Here is a 16,035-nt window from a genome sequence, read left to right on the forward strand (position 1 = left end):
CTCAGGATTTCGGACTAGCCTGAACGGCTTTGACGAACTGGTTAGTCACGTAATCGCTGTAATCGTCGTCCACCTGCTGCACTTTGCCCTGCTCTTTGAGGAAGGCGGCGGTGTCTTTGATGGCTTTATCCACCGGCTGACCAAGCTGGGTGACCTGCTCGTCCACTGGCAAATAACGGTTACCTTTCACTAAATCAGGCACTTGCTCGGCCGGAACGCCACTCAGGCGCGACAGGGCGTCAAGATTGCCTTTGTCCTGTAGCCACTTCTCTGGCTGTTGCAGGTAATCTCCCTGCGCTTTCAACGCACTGCGGGCAAACGCGGTCACAATCTCAGGATGCGCTTTGGCGAAGTCCTTGCGCACCACCCACACGTCGAGAGTTGGCGAACCCCATTTGCCGACCTGCGAGGAGTCCGTCAGCACCTTGCCGGTTTTCTCCAGCTCATTGACCGCCGGAGCCCAAACATAAGCGCCGTCAATGTCACCACGAGCCCAAGCTGCGGCAATGGCCGGTGGCTGAAGATTCACGATGGTGACCTGTTTCGGGTCGATGTCCCAATGCTTGAGCGCCGACAGCAGGCTGTAATGGGTGGTGGAGATGAAAGGCACCGCAATGCGCTTGCCAACCAAGTCTTTCGGGTCTTTAATCTCTTTCTTAACCACCAGCGCTTCCGAGCTACCCAGCTCAGAGGCGATCAAAAACACTTCAATAGGCAGCTTCTGGCTGGCGGCCACCGCCAACGGGCTGGAGCCGATATTGCCAATCTGCACATCCCCGGACGCCAACGCACGCAGCACGCTTGAGCCGCTGTCGAACTTGCGCCAGTCAACCTGCGCGCCGGACTCTTTGCCAAAACTGTTTTCCGCCTGCGCGACTTTCGCCGGTTCCGCCGAGGTTTGGTAGGCCACGGTGACATCCGCCGCCTGTGCGCCAAAAGCCGCAAGACTCAAAGCCAGCGCCACGCCGTGTAACTTGAAAGAACCAAAGGTTTTGCTCGCCATAAGAAATTGCTCCGCACAGGATTTAAAGGGGGTTATCAGACCGTTTTGGCGGTTTGTCAGACAGTTTTAGCGGAGCCGCAAAAGGATAGAAAGTAATTAGAAATTATCTTTAATTACTTTATGGAATATAAAGCCAATTCAAAGAATAAAAATGTATGAAGGTTTGTTGCTGGTAGTCATAGATCGTGCGGGTTAAAATCACGCTATTATTAGCCAAATTTATGAATTGAGCTGCTTTCGCGGCTTCATCCTCTATGAAAAGGATCATGCAGTGACGGAAACCACACCAACACCTATACAGCCGGAAGCCACGCTTTCGACCGAACTCGCCACCGACCTTTCCACCACCAGCGGCGAGCCAACCAAGGCTCTCAGTGCGCAAGACCAGCAACAGCTGGACGAGATCGTGGCGCAAATCGATATCACCGATCCGGTGCTCTCAATTGCCTATGGCGCGAAGACCATGAACGCAATGTCGCGCTTTAGCGAATCTATGATGCAAGAAGTGCGCGCCAAAGACGCAGGCGAGATTGGTCAGCAGCTCACCACAATGCTGAGTAAAGTGAAAAGCATCGATTTGACGGTTTTTGAGCAGAAAAAGGGCCTGCTCGAATCCCTGCCATTGATTGGCAAAATGTTCAGCAAGCTTGAGCGCACGCTGATGGAATATCAGACGCTGGCCCAGCAAGTGGACACCATCTCCAATAAGTTGCAGGACACTATTGTTGAGCTGCTGCGTAACATCGCCACGCTGGAACAGCTGTTTATTCGCAACAGCGAATATTTCAAACAAATCAGCCTGCACATCATCGCCGGCAAAAAGAAGATTGAGCAGATTCAAGCCACCGATTTACCCCAGGCGCAGGCTAAGGCCGAGCAGTCTGGCGATGCGATGGATGCGCAGTTAGTTCGCGATTTGGTCAATGGCATCCAGCGTTTCGAGCGTCGTCTGCATGATCTCCTGCTCTCGCGCACCTTTGCGATTCAAACTGCGCCGCAAATTCGCCTGATGCAAAACAATAGCCAGTCTCTGGCCGAAAAAATTCAAAGCAGCATCCTGACCACTATTCCTATCTGGAAAAGCCAAATCGTCCTCGCCCTGAGCCTCAACTCACAGCGTCAGGCCGCCAAGCTGCAAAAAGACGTGGCGGACACCACCAATGAAATGCTGCGCCGCAATGCCGAAATGCTAGAACTGGGCAGCATCGAAACAGCCACCGAGGTAGAACGCTCGATTATTGATATCGATACGCTGCGCGATGTGCAAAACCGCCTGCTGAACACGCTGGAAGAGACGCTGTCTATCGCCAGCAATGCGCGCCAACGCCGGGCTGAAGTGGAGAAAGAGCTGGGTGGTATGGAGCAAGAGCTGCGCACGAAACTGGCGTCGATTGCCGCAGGGCAAAATGCGCAAGCGAAGGTGGTTGGTTAACAATGAGAGAGATTGACTACCATACGGATTCTTTTAGTGAGTTTTATCGCGACTCTCGTGGTTTCAGGATTTTCACTTACATCGTTATTCTTTTCGGTTGCATTGGCTTCGTTTCCAGCTCTGACGAATACCTTCTAATCCCCAAAGATGAACAAGGCGGCGTCCTATGGCTAGTCCTGCTCCCTAGCTATATGCTGCTCCATAATTTCTTAACTGACCGACAAAGTTTTTATTGGAGTATCCCAGTCGGCGTCGCTTGGGCTATTTTGGGCAATAGCTTAGTGCTCCCTTTCTGGATGGCAACGGCCGCATTGTTACTCAGTTTACTGACTCAATTTCGCGCCAACCTATTGTGGAAAGCCCTGCTCTGGGGCATACCCCTCATATCTTATGCCGCAATCTTCGATAATTTATTAGCCGCCTATCCGTTCTACGTCGTTTTTCTGGTTATCGTAGTGATAGCTCGCAAGATGATCGTGAGTTCAGCGCACTCAATCACGCCAATCAAAGCTGAACCCGCCGCCACTCATACGTCAGAAGTGAGCTATAAAGAATATCTACATAATCAACAGATAAAGCAGCAAAAAAGCGAGGATGAAAACATCGTCTCGTCCTTCCGCCCACCGCGCGATGAACCTGACGAGCCGCAACCTGCGCCCAAGCCTGAACCCAAGATCGTTAGTTCTTACCGCCCACCGCGCGATGAACCCGACGAGCCAAAACCTGTTCCCAAGCCTGAACCCAAGATCGTTAGTTCTTACCGCCCACCGCGCGATGCTGTAGAGGATGAATCCCCGAACACTATCCTCGTGGCGAAAACCGCGCCGGTGAAGAAGGTCTTCCGCCCGGCCAAAGATGACTATGCCGGACTCTTATTGATGCTGGAGAAAAAGACGCTGCCCGCTGCCATGCAGACGGAGCTACAAGGCATCATCAAAAACGCTCGGATGATTTTGACCAGCATGGAGGAAGATCCCGAAGACGTGAAGCCGGGCAACGCGTTCTTAAGCCGCTATATGCCCGCGCTGGAAAGCGTGGTTGAGCAAGTTGAAAAGCTGGCGGCCCTCGAGAGCCTGTCCAGCAGCAGTAAGCAAGCGATGGATAAATGCTTCCACGCCTTGGAAGGACTGCGCTCCGCTTTCGCCCAGCAATATGAGCAATTGCAGGAAAATAATCAGCTCAAATTCAATGTGGAAATGGAGATGCTTGATAGCCTGCTGAAAACCGACGGCTTCAAGTAATGCATTAGGTTGCCCCTCCTCTTCAGCCAGGAGGGGCAATTGACAAGGATCTTAATGCCAAATCAACAGTACGCAGGCGGCGGTGAGCAGGCCCATGGCGATGTTGAAGGTGTACCAAGCTCGGCGGGTGCTGAGCAGACGGCCAATCACGGTGCCGAATCCCAGCCAGATAACGCCTGACACCAGATTCACGATGAAAATCCCGACGCTGATGGCCGCGATTGAGTGATTATACTGCGCGCCAGCCAGACTGAAACTGGCGACCGCGCCCAGCCCCATCAGCCACGCTTTTGGGTTGAGAAATTGCAGCAGCCAGCCCTGATACCAGTAGAGCGGCTTCGGCGGCGCGGCACCCACTTCTAATCTTTCATAAGCTGAAGTCGCGATTTTCCACGCCAGCCAGAGCAAATAGAGGCTACCGGCGATTTTCAGGAACAGGTGCAGCGCGGGGTAAACCATAATCAGGCTGCCGACGCCAAATGCCACCAGCAGCACCACGCTTTGCATGCCAAGCATGATGCCGATTAACAGCCAAACTGAGCGGAAGAAACCGAAATTAGCGCCAGAGGTGGTCAACAACATATTGTTCGGACCGGGTGTAATAGCAGCAACCCACAAAAAGCCAAGCATTGAAAAGAATAAACTAGGTTCCATTAAGTTTGGGTACTCCACCCTGAAGAATATGCGATAGGATTAAAAGCTATCAGTGTGATTTAGCTCGCACAATCATTACTTATCAAAAAACATTATATCTTATGTATGAATCGTTCCAGCCCATTCGTGGGGCCGCTAATCCGCACCTGCAAACCATCCTGCCCCGGTTGGTTCGACGCCGCGTGCAGCTTGAACCACACTGGCAGCGGCTGGACACGCCGGACGGCGATTTCATCGATTTAGCCTGGAGTGAAGACCCGGCGCTGGCCAAAGATAAGCCGCGCATGGTGCTGTTCCACGGGTTGGAAGGTAACTTCTACAGTCCTTATGCCCACGGGCTGCTGCACGCGTGGCGCGAGCAGGGCTGGCTGGGCGTGGTGATGCATTTTCGCGGGTGCAGCGGCGAGCCGAACAAGCAGCTGCGCATCTACCATTCAGGCGAAACCGAGGACGCGCGCTTCTTCCTCAACTGGCTACGTGAAACCTACGGCGATGTGCCAACCGGCGCGGTGGGCGTGTCGCTCGGCGGCAATATGCTGGCCTGCTATCTCGGCGAAGAAGGGGCGCGCTGCCAGCTAAAAGCCGCCGTGGTAGTGTCGGCTCCGCTGATGCTGGAACCCTGCGCGGAAAGGCTGGAGCGCGGCGCATCGCGCTTTTACCAGCGCTATCTGCTGGAGCAGCTGAAACTGAATGCTTCGCGCAAACTGGCGAAGTATCCCGGTACCCTGCCGGTCACGCTGCAACAGCTGAAATCCATCAAGCGCCTGCGCGAATTCGACGACGCCATTACCTCCAAGGCCCACGGCTTCGCCGACGCGCTGGACTATTATCGCCGTTGCAGCGGCATGCCGTTGCTGTCGCAAGTGCGCACGCCGCTGCTGATCATTCATGCCAAAGACGACCCCTTTATGACGCCGGAGGTGATCCCGCCACTGGCCGACCTGCCGCCGGGCGTCGAGTATCAACTGACCGAGCATGGTGGCCACGTCGGCTTTGTTTCCGGCAGCCTGCGCAACCCGCAAATGTGGCTGGAGCAGCGCATTCCCGAGTGGATCGCCCCCTATTTAACTGACTTTGATGCAAAGTCCTCCCTGTTTATCGGCAAGTAGCTTTAGGAAAGTAACCCGTGATTATTCCGTGGAAAGAACTGGACGCAGAGATCCTCACCAACGTGATTGAAGCCTTTGTACTGCGTGAAGGCACCGACTACGGCGAGCAAGAGCGCACGCTGGAGCAGAAAGTCGAAGACGTGCGCCGCCAGCTAAAAAGCGGCGAGATTGTGCTGGTATGGTCAGAACTGCACGAAACGCTGAACATCATGCCGCGCGGCCAATTCCGCGCGGGGGATGAAGAGCGTCAGGATGAATGGAACTAGCAAAGTCAGAAACTGCTTGAGCGCCACGGACGGCGTTTAAATTTGTCACTCCCCGCCCTCGCGGCAAGGCTGTTAGCCGCCTGCTGCGAGCGCACCATCACTTCCCGCTCATTAACCCGCGTCAGCTGGCCGTTACGCAATACCGGCTGGCCATCGACAAACACGTCGGTGACTTCGTGCCCCAGCGCCGAGTAAACCAGCGCGGAAACCGGATGATGCACCGGCGTCATCGCCGGGTGGTTAGTGCCAATCACCACCACATCCGCCTTTTTGCCGACTTCCAGCGAGCCGATTTCATGCTCAAGACCAATCGCCCGCGCGCCGTCTATGGTCGCCATCTCCAGCACTTTTTCGGCGGTCATGATGGTCGGGTCGCGATGCACGCCTTTTTGCACCAACGCCGCCATTTTCATCGCCTGAAACAGGCTGTGGTTGTTGCTGCTGGCCGGGCCGTCGGAGCCTAAGCCAACTGTCAAACCTGCCGCCAGCATCTCGGGAATCGGCGCGACGCCGGAGGCTAAGTACATGTTACTGCAAGGGTTGTGCGAAACCCGCACGTCATAATGCTTCAGCGTGCGGATGTCGCGACTGCTGCACTGGACGCAGTGGACCGCCAGCACGTCGGGGCCGAGGAAGCCGATGTCGCTAAGAAATTCGGTATCCGTGCTTTGGAAACGCAGCTGCGACTGGGCAATCTCAAAATCGGTTTCCGCCACGTGAGTGGTGATCAGCGCGCCGGTTTCATTCGCCAGCTCGCGGGTGCCGCGCAGCACTTTTTCGTCCAGCGCCCAAATCATGCTTGGCGCAATGCCGACCTTCACCCTGCCGCCATCGCGGTTGTAGTGATAAATCAGCTGGCGGGCGTCGGCCAGCGCCGCCTCGGGAGTTTCGATTAACTCGGTCGGAATGCCGTGCTCGGCCCCTGCGGTGATAAAACCGCGACAAACGCGACCACGAATGCCTGTCAGTTCAAAGGCTTCCACCACTTTGGCGGTCAGGCCGGGGCGCGGATGGGCATACATGAAATCCACCAGTGAGGTGACGCCGGAACGCAGCGACTCCACGCAGCCGTGCATGGCGGCGGCGAACACGTCCTCTTCAGTCAGCTCCACCGCGCTCGGCCCGGTCATGCAGGTGAACCACTTTTTCAGCACCATATCATCGCCCAGCCCCTTCAACAGAGTCTGGAACAGATGAGTGTGGGTGTTGACCATGCCGGGAATGATGATGGCGTCGCGGCAGTCCAGCACTTCAGACTCAGGGTGGCTGGCGACCAGCTGCTGGCGCGTGCCGATCGCCCGAATTCTGTCACCTTCAATCAACAGGCTGGCCTGCTCCAACACATCGCGCTGCGGGTTCATGGTGACCAGCCAGCCATCGGCCAAAATATAAGACATTTACTCTCCTGCCGATTAAGCCGAAAGCTGGGTGAGCAGCTGGTCAGAATCGGTAACAAAACCAAAGCATTGGCGAACGTTGTACAAGGTGGCGTCGAGGCAATATTGCGGCGACGTGGTGGCGCAGCAGTCTTCCAACAGCAGGCAGTCGTAGCCTTGGAAGTTGGCGTCTTGCAAGGTGCAGAGCACGCACTGGTCGGCATTCACCCCGGCGAACAGCAGCGTAGTGACGTTGAGATTGCGCAGAATGCTGTCCAGCTCGGTGTCTTTGAAGCCGGACATGCGATATTTATCCACGCTGATATCCCCGGCCTGCTTGGGCAGCTCGTCCACCACGGCGGCGGCCCAGCTGGCGTGTTGCAGCACCGGCGCACCGGAAACCGGCAGCGGATCGCCCAGCCCCACGCCTTCTCCCGTCGGCTTGTAGACGTGCAGCACGGCCGGGCTGAGGTTCAGCTTGTCGGCGCGGTTGCCCCAGTTAAGCCAAATCACCGGAATATCCGACTGGCGCGCCACCGGCAGCAGGCGCTGCAAAGGCGCAATCGGGCCGCGCGCGGGGGTAACGTCAACGCCGATATGCCCAAGCCAGCCGTCGGGATGGCAAAAGTCATTCTGCATATCAATCACAATCAGCGCGGTACGCTGCACGTCGAACCGAATGCGACGATCGCCGTCGGTCACCGTGATGGCCTGCGGCGGCACGGCGTCGCGTACTAAATCCACCTGCTGCGCCGAGACGTGCCACTGGTTGCGCGGGCTGGCTCCGAGCGGAATTAAATCAGACTGCCGTGAACTCATGCCGCCTCGCTCCCCGCCGCCCCGCTCAGAACGCGCAGGTCTTCTTCGTCCAGCTCGATCGGCTCGCCGCCGCGGATCAGCTCGGCAAAACCTTCGTTCGGAGTCATCACCGTCAGGGTATAGAGCTTCGAGGTGCCGGTATTTTGAATAAGATGCTCATTGCCCGGCGCGAGCAGCAGCGCGTCGCCCTTCTTCAGCGCCATCTCTTTGCCGTCGCAGCGCGCAATACCTTCGCCGTGCAGCACGTAGAAAAACTCGTGCGCGGTGGCGTGCTCGTTTGGCGGCGTCGCGCCACCGACTTTAAAAATCTCAATCACGAAAATGTTTTCAATCTGATCCTGCTCATGGTCGAACAGGATGGCGAAGTAGTTGGTATCTTTCGGGCTGATACGAAAAGCCTGTGCGGACTTCACGTTGGTACCACGGAAACTGTGCAACATAGTGACTACTCCTTGCGATAGGGCTGGGTCAGTGCGCCCGGCTGAACGGTTTTGCCGACGATGCCGGACATCGCCAGAATGGTGAGTAAGTAAGGCAGGGCCAGCAGCACCTGCGCCGGAAGCGCGTTGTCGAACAGCTGCAAAGAGAGTTGCAGCGCGTCGGCAGCGCCGAAAATAAAGGCCGCCAGCAGGGCTTTAACCGGGCTCCAGCGGCCGAAAATCACAATCGCCAGCGCGATAAATCCCTGCCCGCTGACAATGTTGTCGCGAAACAGGCCAATCTGCGCGGTGACCAGATAGCCTCCCGCCAGCCCTGCGCCAAGGCAGGAGAGCATCACGCCGTAGGTTCTGACCCGCTGGACATTCAGCCCGGCGGCGTGGGCGGCGCGCGGGTTTTCCCCGACGGCGCGCAGCGTCAGACCAAAGCGAGTGTGGAACAGACCAATCTGCGCCACGGCTACCAGAATCAGCGTCAGGTAGAGCGGCCAAGGCTGGTTAAAGAAGATTTTCCCCACCACCGGCAGCTGCGACAGGCCGGGGATCGGCAAGGCGTTGAACATGTCGATAGTCGGCGAAGTGGCATTGCCAATCACCAGACTGTAGACATAAGTGGCAATGCCCGCCGCCAGAATGTTGAACACGATGCCGACCACCACCTGACTGGCGAGCGCCCGCAGGTAGAGGAATGCCAGAAACAGCCCGACGATTAGGCCCCCCACGCCCCCGGCGAAGAAACCGAGCACGGTGGAACCAGACCACACCGCCACCAGATAGCTCGACAGCGCGCCCATCAGCACCGTGCCTTCAATGCCGATATTCAGCACTCCGGAGCGTTCGGCGTAAATTTCCCCCAGCGAAGCCAGCAAAACCGGCCCGGCGAGGCGAACCGCGGCGGCTAACCACGTAATGAAAAATGCAGTATCCAGATGCGCCCACAGATTCATGATTTGTTCTCCGCGGCGGCGGCCAGCGAGGCTTCTGCCCGCCCCGGCCAGTTAATTCGGTAATAGCGCAGAATGTCTCCGGCGAGGATCAACAGCACCACTAGGCTTTCCAGAATGAAAATTACCGAGGTCGGCAGGCCGCTCTGGCGCTGCATCGCGCTACCACCGACTTCCAACCCGCCGTATAAAATGGCCGTCGGGATCACCACCAGCGGATTGAGCCGCGCCAGCAGGGCCACGACCACGCCGACAAAGCCGACGCCGCCTGCTAATCCGTCCATCAGGCGATGCTGCACGCCGAGCACCGCGCACAGCCCGGCCAGCGCGGCCATGCCGCCGCCGAGGAACACCGCCAGCATCTGGCGGCGCACCACATTAATGCCGCCGTAGCGCGCGGCTTTCGGGTTCAGGCCGCTGACAATCATTTCGTAGCCGACTGGCGTGGCGCGGATCAGCACCCACACCAACACCGAGCAGACCAGCGCAATCAGCAAGCCCATATGTGCCCGCACGCCGGGTAAAATCATCGGCAGCCAGCTTTCCACCGGCAGACGCGGCGTCTGAGGCAGATCCCCTGGCGCACGCATCGGGCCAGAGACTAAGTATTGGATCAGGAAGGCGGCCACGTAGTTAGCCATCAGGGAGATAAGCACGTCATTGCCGCCGAAGCGCACGCGCATAATGCCGACGATGCCCGCCCAAATCGCCCCGGCCGCGAAGGCCGCGACAATCACCACCGGCCAGAAGGCCCACGCAGGAAGCATAAAAGAGAGCCCCTGCGGCGTGCCGCCCAGCGCGACATAAGAGGCCGCCGCCGCCCCCACCAAGAAGCAGCCTTCAAAACCGATATAGCCCAGCCCGCCGCGCCAAATCACGATGGTGGCCTGAGCAATCAAAATCAGCGGCGTAGCCTGTACCAGCGTCTGGCTAAAGCCGCGCAGCGAGCCAAACGCTTCGGCAAACAGCGAACCAAAGGCGGTCAGCGGGCTGGCACCAAAGGGAATAAACAGCAAACCTGCCAGCACGAAAGCGGCCACCAGCGCCAGCGCCGTGGTCAACACCAGCGAGAGAGTGGAATCCACCGGCGCGTGGCGGCGCGCTAACAACGCTTTCATGATGCCTCCTTCAGGCTGCTGCCCGGCTTGAGATTTGTAAGCTTGCCACCGGCCATCAGCTCGCCAATTTGTTCAGTGGTCGCCTCGGCGGCGTCCAGCACTCCGGCGATTTGCCCGGCGTACATCACCGCGATGCGGTCGGATAAATTCATAATTTCTTCCAGTTCAGCGGAGATCATCACAATCGCACAGCCCTGCTGGCGTGCTTCCAGCAAGCCTTGCCACACCGCTTCCACTGCGCCAACGTCCAGCCCGCGCGTCGGCTGCTCAACCACCAGCAGCCGTGGGCGACGCAACACTTCACGGCCTAAAATCAGTTTTTGCAGGTTGCCACCGGAGAGCTTTCCGGCTTCAAAATCGAGATCCGGCGTCACTACGCGAAAGTGATTCACAATCTCCTGCGCCTTGGCGGCGATGGATTTTTTGCTGAACAGCCAGCCGCGCGCCCGCGCATGTTGCCGGGGCGCGCCGAGAATGGCGTTATCACTGATCGACATGGATGTGACCGAGCCAACGCCACGGCGGTCTGCGGGAATAAAGCCGATACCCGCGCCGCGCCGCTGGGCCGGTGTGAAGTCGGAGATATCGACGCCGCCCAGCACAATGCGCCCGGCCTCGATGGGCCGCAGGTTGAGCAGAGCGTCGGCCAGTTCTGACTGCCCGTTGCCGTCAACCCCGGCGATGCCAAGGATCTCCCCGGCGCGGACTTTCAGCGCCACGCGCCAAATTTTCTGATTTCCGGCTTCGTCGCGCATGGCGATGTTGTCGATATGCAGCACCTCTTCGCCCGGCGTCTGCTGGGGCTTTTCCACCCGCAGCAGCACGTCGCGCCCCACCATGCGGCGGGCTAAATCGGTTTCTGAGGTCTGTGTGACGGCGACGCTTTCAACCATTTTCCCGCTGCGCATTACGCAGACACGGTCGGCCACCGCCATGATTTCATACAGTTTATGGGTGACGATCACCACCGAGCGCCCTTCGGCACGCAGCGAGTCGAGCGTGGCAAACAGCCCCTCTTTTTCGCGCGGCGTCAGCACCGCGGTAGGTTCGTCGAGAATGAGCACTTTGGCATCGCGGTAGAGCAGCTTGAGGATTTCCACCCGCTGCTGAACGTCAATCGGCAAGTGTTGGATCTTGGCCCACGGGTCAACCGCCAGCCCATGTTTGTCCGAAATCTGTTGCAGACGCTTGGCGGCGGCGTGCAGGTCCAGATAGCCGCTGCGCGTCTCTTTCAACCCTAAAATCACGTTTTCGACCACGCTCATCGGCTGAACCAGCATGAATTCTTGGTGAACCATGCCGATGCCCAGCCGAATCGCGTCGCCGGGGTCCTTAATGCTGACCCGACTGCCTTCTACAAAAATATCCCCGGTGTCGGCCTGATATAAGCCGTACAAAATTTGCATCAACGTACTTTTGCCTGCGCCGTTTTCCCCGAGCAGGGCGACAATTTCACCGGCCGCAATGGTCATATCGACCTTATCGTTGGCCCGAACCTTGCCGAACTGTTTACAGATACCGCGCAGTTCGACGACCGCGTCAGTAACGGAGGTGGATAACGTCATGCAACTTCCTCAGGCTTTTATTTCGCTTTAATCAAACTGGCAACATCAATACTGCCGCTGGCGAGCTGTGCCCAGATGTCCTGAAACTTCGCCCAGGCCGCCGCGCTAATTAACTTGCTGTTGTACTTGTCACTGCCGTACAGCGGCAGCCAGGCGTCAGAGACTTTTGGTTTCCACTCCTGCCCGCCAAGAAATTTCTTGTCACGCACGCTGTGTGCCACTTGTTCAACCACCCACGGCAGGTTGGTTTCAAAGCTGGTGGCGACGAAATCGGGCGCGATGCTTTTCTGGTCCGAATAGCAGCCGATGGCTTTCACCTTGGCCGCCGCCGCGCCCTGAATCGCACCTAAGCCGGTGACATCCGCGCTGTGCCAAATGACGTCTGCGCCGTTGCCAATCATGGTGCTGGCAGCTTCGCGGCCCTTGGCGGCGTTGTCGTAATCGCCGGTAACGATGCCCAAGCCTTTGATCCCCGGACGGGTTTTCTCTGCTCCGGCAATAAAGGCGCGCATCATGCCCTGCTGGGTTGGGTTATCCCCACCACCGACATAGCCCACGGCTTTGCCTTTTTCGGAAATCAGCGCCGCCAGCGCCCCGGCACCATAAGCCGCGTTGAAGTAGGCCAGATCAACGAATTCGACGTTGTTCGGCGCTTTTTCTGACGGCTTAAAGGTGGTGGCGAAGAAGTAGGTGTCCGGGTATTCCGGCGCAATTTCATTGAACGCCGAGCCATATTCGAAGCTGTGGCCGATGATCAGGTTGTAGCCGTCATCGGCATAACCTCGGATCACTTGCTCCATCTGCGCCTGCGGCACGCTTTCGCTGCTGGCGACGTTGAATCCCTGCGCTTTCAGGTTCTGCAACCCCTGATAAGCCAGCTGACTCCAGCCGCCGTCGGCCACGGAACCTGGTAATAACAGAGCAACTTTTATGGTTTCACCCGCAGCAAACGCCTTGCGGGACATCAGTGGTGCAGCCAACGGAATCAACATCATGCTTGCCAGCGCTTTGGCAAAATTACGGCGCGATAAACCAGACATAGCCTTTACTCCCCCCGATAACAGTCCTTCATTTATGCCGCTTAATTCGTTACCTTAAAAGCACAGTTTTTCGCACTCTGCGATGCCTTTAAAGCAACGCTCTTCGACGGAGAAGTTCTTATGTTGCAGCACCGGCTGTTGATGTATCTCGATCAGGTGGCGCGCGCCGGTTCTATTCGCAAAGCGGCGGCCCGTTTGCATATTTCGGCGTCGGCAATTAACCGCCAGATACTGGCGTTGGAAGATGAGCTGGGCACCCCGCTGTTCCAGCGCCTGCCGCGCAAAATGGTGTTGACCGCCGCCGGAGAGGTGCTGATCCATCACGTTCGCCAGACCTTTAAAGAGCTGGAGTGGGCGCAGGTGAAAATCGAGGAGCTGAAGGGGTTACGCCGTGGCGAGGTGACGGTGGCGATGATGAGCGGGCTGGCGGCCAACCTTATCCCGCGCATGGCCAGCGAGTTTCGCCGCGCCAACCCACGGGTGAAGCTTACCCTGCGCCAACTGACCAGCGGCGATGACATTATGTCAGCGGTGGAATCGGGCGAGGCCGATCTCGGCTTAGGCTTTGATTTCGTGCTGCCGCCGACGCTGCGAGTGCTCTCCAGCGCCGTCGGCAGACTGGGCGCAGTGGTCGCGCCGGGCCATCCGCTGGCGGATAAAACCAGTTTGCGTATCAGCGACTGCATTGCCTATCCTATTGTTATTGCAGACAAAACTACCGTGATCCGCCCTTACCTGAATGACGTGTTCGCCAAGGCGCTGGTGACGGCGCACCCGGTGATTGAAACCAATTCGATAGAAGTGATGCGACACGCCGCCATGGAAGACCAAGGGCTGACCTTCCTCACGCCTTTTGATATTGAGTTTGACCTGCGCGCCGGGCGGCTGATGTATATTCCGGTGCGTGAGCTAGGCCAGCAGACGCAGAAGTTGATGCTGATAGGTCACGATCGCGGCACCAGCGCCATTGGCAGCGTGCTGGCGGAAACGGTGAAAGGCATGATGACGCAAACCGCCTGACGGGCTGCGTCATCAAAAAGAGAAGGGTTATGGCTTGAAGCGCGTCGCCTGCGTCATGGCGCTGAGTGGATAGTCATACACCTCTTGCGCCAGTCGCACCAAGGCCTGCGCGGCGCGTTCTACTTCAACTTCGCCGCGTTGGGCGTCGGCGGCTGCGGCATTGCCGGTGACCCCTGCCGGGTGTAAATCCTGCGCCTGCCAGCCAAAGCTGACACCGCCTTCAGGGGTCAGAATACCGCCCTGCGCCGCCAGCGCTTCGGCCGCCGAGGTAAAGTTTTCGGCTTTGTCCATTGCCACTAAGTCGGGGTGCAGGTGCAGCATGACGCTGGTTTCTGACTCGCCGCCGTGAATGCCGAAGGCGCGCTCGCCGGGGCTGTATAAGTCAGAACTGTCGATGGTGGCGAACCAGCTGGCGCCGACCGCGAACATCCCTAGCTCAATGCGCAGTTGGCGGCAGACAATCTCCATCAGTTGGGGCTGGCCGCCGTGGGAATTCCAAAAAATCAGCTTTCGCACCCCGGCGCGCCATGCGCTTTTTGCCACTTCAAACCATACTTTACCCAGAACCTCGTAAGGCAGGCTTAAGGTGCCGGGGTATTCAAGATGCTCGTCGGATTTGCCAATTGGCAGCGCGGGCAGCACCAGCACCGGCAGGTCGGCGGGCAGCAGCTCAACCGCGCGAGAGACAATTCCGGCATTGATCGCGGCATCGACCCGTACCGGCAGATGCGGCCCGTGCTGCTCGACCGCGCCAATCGGCAGGATAGCCACCAGATTTTGCATATCAAGCTGGCTGAACTCCAGCGTGGACAGGTCCCACCACCAGCGGGATGACGGCATGTTCATAGGGAATGCACTCCGAAAAAGCGGCAAATTATCAGTTCAGTCTAGAGCAAAGCAGTTGAGATTAAAGCATCAAAAAAGTGCCATTGCGTTGCGTTTAGGGCATCACTGGGCGAGAAAGCGCCACCTTTTGGGCAGCCGCCGTTTGATCAAAGATTGTCTGCGTGAAACTTGTCGCTAAACGCATAAACATGGTAACAATGGGATTAATTATGCGCAGCGTTGACGCAAGGTTTGCATCTGAGAATAGACCGACGCACGTCTGCCAGCATCACCTTTACGGAGAAAAGCGCACATGTCAGCTAAACACCCAGTTATTGCCGTGACCGGCTCCAGCGGTGCAGGAACCACCACCACCAGTTTGGCGTTTCGCAAGATTTTCCAACAGCTTGGCCTGCGTTCTGCCGAGCTGGAAGGCGACAGTTTTCACCGTTTCACCCGCCCAGAGATGGACGCCGCCATTCGTAAGGCGCGCGATCAGGGCCGCCACATCAGCTACTTCGGACCAGAGGCCAATGACTTCGCCCTGCTCGAGCAGAGCTTTATTGAATATGGCCGCTCAGGCAGCGGGCGCTCGCGCAAGTATTTGCATACTTATGACGAAGCCGTTCCTTACAATCAGGTGCCGGGCACCTTCACGCCGTGGCAGGCGCTGGCCGAACCGACCGACGTGCTGTTCTACGAAGGGCTGCACGGTGGCGTCGTCGCCGACAAAATCGACGTGGCGGCGCAGGTTGATTTGCTGGTTGGCGTAGTGCCGATTGTTAACCTCGAGTGGATACAGAAACTGGTGCGCGACACCGGCGAACGCGGTCATTCGCGCGAAGCAGTCATGGACTCGGTGGTGCGCTCGATGGATGACTACATTAACTACATCACGCCGCAGTTCTCCCGCACCCACATTAACTTCCAGCGCGTGCCGACGGTGGACACCTCCAACCCATTCGCGGCGAAGGCCATTCCGTCGCTGGATGAGAGCTTCGTGGTGATCCACTTCCGCGGGCTGGACGACATTGATTTCCCTTACCTGCTGGCGATGCTGCAAGGCTCATTCATTTCGCACATTAATACGTTGGTGGTGCCGGGCGGCAAGATGGGGCTGGCGATGGAGTTAATCATGGCGCCGCTGGTGCAGCGCCTGATGGAAGGTAAGAAAATCGAGTAGCCG

16 protein-coding genes are annotated in these 16,035 nt (G+C 57.7%); 6 read left to right on the forward strand and 10 right to left on the reverse strand.

Going from position 1 to position 16,035, the window contains the following annotated elements:
- Position 1: 1 nt before the first annotated feature.
- Positions 2 to 1,003, reverse strand: coding sequence for a taurine ABC transporter substrate-binding protein (tauA, locus tag GEAM_RS16840; RefSeq protein ID WP_034793724.1), 1,002 nt, complete (start codon positions 1,001 to 1,003; stop codon positions 2 to 4).
- 271 nt (positions 1,004 to 1,274) lie between these two features.
- Between tauA and GEAM_RS16845 the strand changes: the two genes are divergently transcribed.
- Together GEAM_RS16845 and GEAM_RS16850 are read left to right on the forward strand one after the other, a co-directional pair.
- Positions 1,275 to 2,435 carry a toxic anion resistance protein gene (locus GEAM_RS16845; protein WP_034793725.1) on the forward strand — a complete coding sequence of 387 codons (1,161 nt, stop codon included), beginning with the start codon at positions 1,275 to 1,277 and terminating at the stop codon, positions 2,433 to 2,435.
- Between the two features lie 2 nt (positions 2,436 to 2,437).
- The gene (locus GEAM_RS16850) at positions 2,438 to 3,676 is read left to right on the forward strand and encodes a 5-bromo-4-chloroindolyl phosphate hydrolysis family protein (RefSeq protein WP_034793727.1); all 1,239 of its coding nucleotides are present in this window, start codon (positions 2,438 to 2,440) and stop codon (positions 3,674 to 3,676) included.
- Between the two features lie 51 nt (positions 3,677 to 3,727).
- Here GEAM_RS16850 and GEAM_RS16855 read toward each other — a convergent pair whose 3' ends face one another.
- The gene (locus GEAM_RS16855) at positions 3,728 to 4,330 is read right to left on the reverse strand and encodes a LysE family translocator (protein ID WP_034793729.1); all 603 of its coding nucleotides are present in this window, start codon (positions 4,328 to 4,330) and stop codon (positions 3,728 to 3,730) included.
- A gap of 101 nt (positions 4,331 to 4,431) precedes the next feature.
- Here GEAM_RS16855 and GEAM_RS16860 point away from each other — a divergent pair, with 101 nt between their 5' ends.
- Positions 4,432 to 5,439, forward strand: a complete 1,008-nt coding sequence (locus GEAM_RS16860) for a hydrolase (protein WP_034793733.1) — start codon at positions 4,432 to 4,434, stop codon at positions 5,437 to 5,439.
- A gap of 17 nt (positions 5,440 to 5,456) precedes the next feature.
- On the forward strand, positions 5,457 to 5,705 hold the full coding sequence (locus GEAM_RS16865) for a YheU family protein (protein ID WP_034793736.1): 249 nt from the start codon (positions 5,457 to 5,459) through the stop codon (positions 5,703 to 5,705).
- Between the two features lie 5 nt (positions 5,706 to 5,710).
- Here the strand turns inward: GEAM_RS16865 and GEAM_RS16870 are convergent, their stop codons facing one another.
- Genes GEAM_RS16870 through GEAM_RS16900 form a run of 7 tightly spaced genes read right to left on the reverse strand, consistent with a single transcriptional unit; the run spans position 5,711 to position 13,004 of the window.
- Positions 5,711 to 7,102 carry an amidohydrolase family protein gene (locus GEAM_RS16870; protein WP_034793739.1) on the reverse strand — a complete coding sequence of 464 codons (1,392 nt, stop codon included), beginning with the start codon at positions 7,100 to 7,102 and terminating at the stop codon, positions 5,711 to 5,713.
- A gap of 15 nt (positions 7,103 to 7,117) precedes the next feature.
- Complete coding sequence (locus tag GEAM_RS16875; RefSeq protein WP_034793741.1) at positions 7,118 to 7,900, reverse strand: cysteine hydrolase family protein; 783 nt, start codon at positions 7,898 to 7,900, stop codon at positions 7,118 to 7,120.
- Entirely contained in the window at positions 7,897 to 8,340 is a 444-nt protein-coding gene (locus GEAM_RS16880) for a cupin domain-containing protein (RefSeq protein WP_172468433.1), read from the reverse strand. The genes GEAM_RS16875 and GEAM_RS16880 overlap by 4 nt, the downstream gene beginning before the upstream one ends.
- Before the next feature lie 5 nt (positions 8,341 to 8,345).
- Positions 8,346 to 9,284, reverse strand: coding sequence for an ABC transporter permease (locus GEAM_RS16885; RefSeq protein WP_034793744.1), 939 nt, complete (start codon positions 9,282 to 9,284; stop codon positions 8,346 to 8,348).
- Complete coding sequence (locus GEAM_RS16890) at positions 9,281 to 10,399, reverse strand: ABC transporter permease (protein WP_034793746.1); 1,119 nt, start codon at positions 10,397 to 10,399, stop codon at positions 9,281 to 9,283. Before GEAM_RS16890 ends, GEAM_RS16885 begins: the two co-directional genes overlap by 4 nt.
- Complete coding sequence (locus GEAM_RS16895) at positions 10,396 to 11,964, reverse strand: ABC transporter ATP-binding protein (protein WP_034793748.1); 1,569 nt, start codon at positions 11,962 to 11,964, stop codon at positions 10,396 to 10,398. Before GEAM_RS16895 ends, GEAM_RS16890 begins: the two co-directional genes overlap by 4 nt.
- A gap of 17 nt (positions 11,965 to 11,981) precedes the next feature.
- Entirely contained in the window at positions 11,982 to 13,004 is a 1,023-nt protein-coding gene (locus tag GEAM_RS16900) for a BMP family protein (protein WP_034793750.1), read from the reverse strand.
- A 120-nt stretch (positions 13,005 to 13,124) separates the two neighbouring features.
- On the opposite strand from GEAM_RS16900, the gene GEAM_RS16905 reads away from it, so the two are divergent.
- The gene (locus GEAM_RS16905; protein WP_034793752.1) at positions 13,125 to 14,024 is read left to right on the forward strand and encodes a LysR family transcriptional regulator; all 900 of its coding nucleotides are present in this window, start codon (positions 13,125 to 13,127) and stop codon (positions 14,022 to 14,024) included.
- A 27-nt stretch (positions 14,025 to 14,051) separates the two neighbouring features.
- Here GEAM_RS16905 and GEAM_RS16910 read toward each other — a convergent pair whose 3' ends face one another.
- Positions 14,052 to 14,870: a creatininase family protein gene (locus GEAM_RS16910; RefSeq protein ID WP_034793754.1), complete on the reverse strand. Its 819-nt coding sequence runs from the start codon at positions 14,868 to 14,870 to the stop codon at positions 14,052 to 14,054.
- Between the two features lie 292 nt (positions 14,871 to 15,162).
- Here GEAM_RS16910 and GEAM_RS16915 point away from each other — a divergent pair, with 292 nt between their 5' ends.
- Positions 15,163 to 16,032, forward strand: coding sequence for a phosphoribulokinase (locus GEAM_RS16915; RefSeq protein WP_034793756.1), 870 nt, complete (start codon positions 15,163 to 15,165; stop codon positions 16,030 to 16,032).
- Positions 16,033 to 16,035: the final 3 nt, after the last annotated feature.

Source organism: Ewingella americana ATCC 33852 (assembly GCF_000735345.1).
GTDB classification, from domain to species: domain Bacteria; phylum Pseudomonadota; class Gammaproteobacteria; order Enterobacterales; family Enterobacteriaceae; genus Ewingella; species Ewingella americana.